Raw genomic sequence first — 5,580 nt, forward strand, 5'->3', positions numbered from 1 at the left:
AAAGCACCGCCTCATGTATTAGTAGGTAAGGGTGTAACCTTTGATACCGGCGGCATTTCACTCAAGCCACCCGCCGCCATGGACGAAATGAAATACGATATGTGTGGTGCTGCCAGTGTCTTTGGCACCGCTAGCGCCGTCGCTGACATGAAACTACCTATTAACCTCATTGGTATTATCCCTGCGGTGGAGAACATGCCCAGCAGCACTGCGACAAAACCTGGCGATATCGTTACCAGCATGTCAGGCCAAACCATCGAAATACTCAACACCGATGCCGAAGGCCGTTTGATTCTTTGTGACGCACTCAGCTATGCCGAACGTTTCGAGCCTGCTTCTGTTATCGATATTGCCACACTGACAGGTGCGTGTTTAATTGCATTAGGAAAACACGTATCCGCTGTGCTTAGTAATAACAGCACACTGACTAACGAGTTAATGCATGCCAGCAAAATCAGCGATGACAAGATTTGGCAACTACCTATGGGCCCCGAGTACGACGAACAGATTAACAGCCCCTTCGCTGACATGCAGAATATCGGTGGCCGCGAAGCCGGAACGATTACCGCCGCCTGTTTTCTTGGCCGCTTCACCAAAAAAATGCGTTGGGCACATTTAGATATTGCCGGCACGGCTTGGATTAGCGGCACCAATAAAGGTGCAACAGGCCGTCCTGTGCCACTGCTCACACAATACCTAATGGATCGCTGCGCGCAAGATTAATACGACACACATATAACAATAATGAAAATCGATTTTTATATTCTCTCTGGTGGCGGAACCAGCACCCAGACGCGCTACACTTGCCGCCTGGCAGAAAAAGCCTACAAATTGAAGCACCGTATCTATATTCATGTCGATAATGACGTTGAAGCACAGCAGCTCGACGAATTGTTATGGACTTTTAGTCAAAGTAGTTTTGTGCCACATGAACGTGTCAACAATGACGCGTCCCAGCCACCACCACAATCACCCGTGGTCATTGGTTATGGTGATCACGTACCTGATGGCTATGATTTATTAATTAATCTTAGCCAAAATATTCCCTCATTCTATCCGCAGTTTGAGCGCATCGCTGAAGTCGTTGCCGATGCCGATGCATTGCGCAAAATCAGCCGCGAGCATTTTCGTTTTTACCGTGAACAAGGCATCACACCCGACTCACACCAAATTTCTTTATAACTCGCTGATAAAAACAACAGCAGCTTACTAATACAGTAGATCACTCATGGAAAAAACCTACCAACCTGAAAAACTCGAAGCCCATTGGTATCGCACCTGGGAAGACAACGGTTATTTCAAACCTGCTGGCGAAGGCGGCGATCATCGCCAAAGCTATAGCATTATGATTCCACCGCCCAACGTCACTGGCACCTTGCATATGGGACATGCCTTTCAAGACACCTTGATGGATATATTGATTCGTTATCATCGTATGCAAGGTGATAACACGCTATGGCAAGCTGGCAGCGACCACGCCGGAATCGCCACGCAAATGGTGGTAGAAAGACAGTTAGCACAAGAGGGTAAAAGCCGCCATGACCTTGGCCGCGATGCCTTTATTAAAAAAGTCTGGCAGTGGAAAGAACAATCTGGTGGCGCCATTACGCAGCAATTACGCCGCATGGGTTCCTCACTCGATTGGTCACGTGAACGTTTCACTATGGATGACGGCATGTCCAACGCTGTCAAAGAAGTCTTTGTGCGTTTGTTTGAAGAAGGCCTGATCTATCGCGGCAAACGTTTAGTTAACTGGGATCCTGTGCTCCACACCGCCGTCTCCGATCTGGAAGTTATTTCAGAAGAAGAAAACGGTCACCTCTGGCATATTCGTTACCCCATCGCCGATAGCGATAAAGTATTAGTCGTTGCCACCACTCGTCCGGAAACCATGCTGGGTGATGCTGCCGTCGCCGTCCACCCCGATGATGACCGCTATAAAGATATTGTTGGTCAATCTATCCGTCTGCCTATCACTAACCGTCTCATCCCAATCATTACTGACGACTACGTCGACCCTGAGTTTGGTAGTGGTTGCGTTAAAATCACGCCCGCGCACGATTTTAACGACTACGAGGTCTGGCAACGGCATAAAAACAATCCATTAATTAGGTCACTAATTAATGGTGGCTTGATTAACATCTTTAACGACAATGCCCATGTGTTGTGCAGCGACGATAAAACCAATGACGCTGAATTATTAACACAGCTATTAAATGATCTGCCGGCCGAACTGCATGGCCTTGAACGTTATCAAGCACGTAAAGCCGTATTAGCTCTCCTTGAGGAGCAAGGGCTGCTCGAAGAAACCAGGCCACATAAGCTTATGGTGCCTCGCGGTGATCGCTCCGGTAGCGTAATCGAGCCTTACCTCACCGATCAATGGTATGTAAAAATTGGCCCACTGGCCGAACCTGCTATTGCCGCTGTTGAAAATGGCGATATTCGTTTTGTACCAGACAACTGGAAAAATACCTATTTCGAATGGATGCGTAACATTCAGGACTGGTGTATCTCACGTCAAATTTGGTGGGGGCATCGCATCCCGGCCTGGTATGACAATAATGGAAAATTTTACGTTGGTCGCTCTGAAGATGAAGTACGCCAAAAACACAAACTCGGTAGCGAAATAAAATTAAAACAAGATGACGACGTTCTCGACACCTGGTTTTCTTCTGCCCTTTGGCCCTTCTCAACCCAGGGCTGGCCTGAACAAACCGCCGATCTCAAGACTTTTTACCCAGGTAATGTGCTTGTTACTGGGTTTGACATTATCTTTTTCTGGGTAGCCCGTATGATTATGATGGGCTTAAAATTTACTGGCGAAGTACCGTTTAAAGAAGTCTATATCCATGGTTTAGTACGTGACAACCACGGCCAAAAAATGTCGAAATCGAAAGGCAATGTGCTTGACCCCATTGACCTAATTGACGGTATCGAACTCGAAACCTTAGTCAATAAACGCACTACCGGTTTAATGCAGCCAGACATGGCGCCCAAAATTGAAAAAGCTACACGCCAGGACTTTAGCGATGGCATCCCCGCCTTTGGTACCGATGCGTTGCGCTTTACCTTTGCCAGCTTGGCATCTACCGGTCGCGACATTAAATTCGATATGGGACGTATCGAAGGCTATCGCAATTTCTGTAACAAGCTGTGGAATGCCACCCGCTACGTGATGATGAACTGCGAGGGTCAAAGCATCGCCAGAGATGATAGCAAAGCCTCCATCGCCGATCGCTGGATGCAAAGTGTGTTACGCAACTGTGTCGAGCAAACCAACGATCAGATCGGTAAGTATCGCTTCGACCATGCCGCGCAAGGGATTTATTCCATGGTGTGGGATGAGTACTGCGACTGGTATCTCGAATTAACCAAGCCACTGCTGAACAATGATGACATTGATGAAGCTAGCAAAGCCCATACCCGTTACACGCTGTTGTCCGTATTAGAAAATATATTGCGCTTACTTCATCCCATCACACCGTTTATTACCGAAGAACTGTGGCAGCGTATCGCGCCATTGTTAAACATTGATGGCGAAACCATTATGTTGCAACGCTATCCGCAACCGGATGATTTCGTTAATGAGCAACAAGCTGTTAACGAAATTGACTGGATCAAGGCCTTTGTTCTAGGCATACGTAAAATCCGCAGTGGCTACAATATCTCGCCCGCAAAACGTCTCAGCATACTGCTGCAAGACGGGGGCGAACAAGACCAACAGTATCTCACCAAACATAAACCTTTCTTGATTAGCCTCGCCAAGCTAGAAAAAATTAGCTGGCTTAATGTAGGTGATAATTCACCTGAATCTGCTACTGCATTAGTCGGGCAGATGAAAGTCTTAATCCCTATGGCAGGTTTAATTGACAAAGACGCCGAACTTAAACGCCTTAATAAAGAGATAGAAAAAACAAACTCAATTTATCACGCGCTCAACAAGAAACTCGCCAACCCAGGCTTCACCGGAAAAGCGCCCGCAGCCGTAGTTGAAAAAGAACGCGCACGTTTAATTGAATTACATACAACACTTGATAGCCTAAACACGCAGTTAGAAACGATTAAGAATTTATAATCATATTCACCTGGTTTTATTCGGCGCAGCGCACTATCGGCTTTCAAAAACCGGCTCTTACGCCGCCGTGATAGCCGCCCTACTTTCGCTTGATTTAGCTCAACAGGTTTGCTCGTCTCTTTGACGTTTTTTCTTGTGCTTGAAGATCTCATTTCAATGCCAGAAGTTGCTCTTTTAATCATTTAATGTCGACTTTTCTGATTACTAAATTGACATTTTTCACTATCAAAATTCCACCCTATCTAAACATTAAGTCAACGTTTATAAAAACAGAAGCATAGGAAAGTATAAGCACAATCAATATGTCCAGAATGACAGGCATCACGATTACAAGCACCCTACTTTGGCTTTTCTGTTCAAGGTTTGGACCCTACTCAAACAACCAGACATTTAACCTGAATTTTTTCTTCACCAAATTCTATTGTATCGCCTGAAACAATTTTTTTTCTCTTTCTGGTTTCTATTTTTTCATTAACCAAAACTTTGCCATCAGCAATAACTCGCTTCGCTTCGGCACCACTGGATGCCATGCCTTCAAATTTGAGAATTTTATAAAGCTCGACTGGCTCTTTAGAAATTTCAACTTCTCTCATTCTATCAATAACTCACGGTTGGCTTACGGTATCCTATAATACCCATGAAGAATTTAATATTTATGCTTACACACATTCATCGATAAAAAATAAAGGTCAATATACGCTATATGCTCTATTGCACCGCAATTTTCTGAACCAATGTGTGACACTCTCCAGGTTCAAGTACACGCACATCATCCGCCGCATTAGCCGATTCGATACACACCATTGATCGATAGCCATCATCATTAAAATCTGCCATAGCTTTAGCATTCCTCATCCAGGGATTCCACACAATAGTTGAGGCGCCACCCTCTTTGCTGATAACGATTTTTCGCTTTAATACTGGGTCATCAATAACACAATCATCCATGGTTTGGAGATAAACTCTATCGACCTCGCCAGCGATATTGATATCACCTTGCTGACTTTTCAATGCATAATTATCAGGTTTATCGAGATATTCACAGCCATCGAGGCCACTAACACGTATCACACTGCTATCACCGACAGTAAAATACGTATGAAAAGCCGCGCCTAACTCAATTGACTCAGAACCTGTATTCATCGCGGTTAATGCTAACTGTAGTTGTATGCCAACAGTGACCGCTAACACCAATTCAAAGGGGTGTGGCCACAGTGAGCTAGCGCCGTCACCTTGCAAACCTAAACATAGGCGTGTACTCCCATCTGGAAACGACTCGCTTGCTATAACAGACCATTCAGAATTTCGCGCAAAACCATGTTGCGGTAGGCTGCTATCTGTAGTATGCGGACCAAACCAGGGCCAACAAATAGGAATGCCACCACGAATAGCTTTATCTTTAGTAAACAGGGCTTGCTCGCTCATCCAGATAACGGCTGGCGTATTTTTCGGCTGAAAATGGGTGAGATGGCCACCGTGCAAATAGATTTCGGCATCGGCGT

General features: G+C 45.5%; 5 protein-coding genes. 3 read left to right on the top strand and 2 right to left on the bottom strand.

The window, feature by feature from the left end; all coding sequences use genetic code 11:
• The 3 genes from JKY90_03960 to JKY90_03970 form a co-directional block, all read left to right on the top strand.
• Positions 1–723, top strand: a 723-nt coding sequence (locus tag JKY90_03960) for a leucyl aminopeptidase (GenBank protein MBL4851420.1), incomplete at its 5' end; no start/stop codon positions are given.
• 21 nt (positions 724–744) lie between these two features.
• On the top strand, positions 745–1,182 hold the full coding sequence (locus JKY90_03965) for a DNA polymerase III subunit chi (GenBank protein MBL4851421.1): 438 nt from the start codon (positions 745–747) through the stop codon (positions 1,180–1,182).
• A gap of 46 nt (positions 1,183–1,228) precedes the next feature.
• A complete protein-coding gene (locus JKY90_03970; protein ID MBL4851422.1) occupies positions 1,229–4,078 on the top strand; it encodes a valine--tRNA ligase in 2,850 nt (949 codons plus the stop codon).
• Positions 4,079–4,452: 374 nt separating this feature from the next.
• Here the strand turns inward: JKY90_03970 and JKY90_03975 are convergent, their stop codons facing one another.
• Entirely contained in the window at positions 4,453–4,671 is a 219-nt protein-coding gene (locus JKY90_03975; protein ID MBL4851423.1) for an RNA-binding S4 domain-containing protein, read from the bottom strand.
• A gap of 115 nt (positions 4,672–4,786) precedes the next feature.
• Positions 4,787–5,580: D-hexose-6-phosphate mutarotase (locus tag JKY90_03980; protein ID MBL4851424.1), on the bottom strand; the 794-nt coding region annotated here is incomplete at its 5' end.

This window comes from Gammaproteobacteria bacterium (assembly GCA_016765075.1).
In the GTDB taxonomy this organism is placed as follows: Bacteria; Pseudomonadota; Gammaproteobacteria.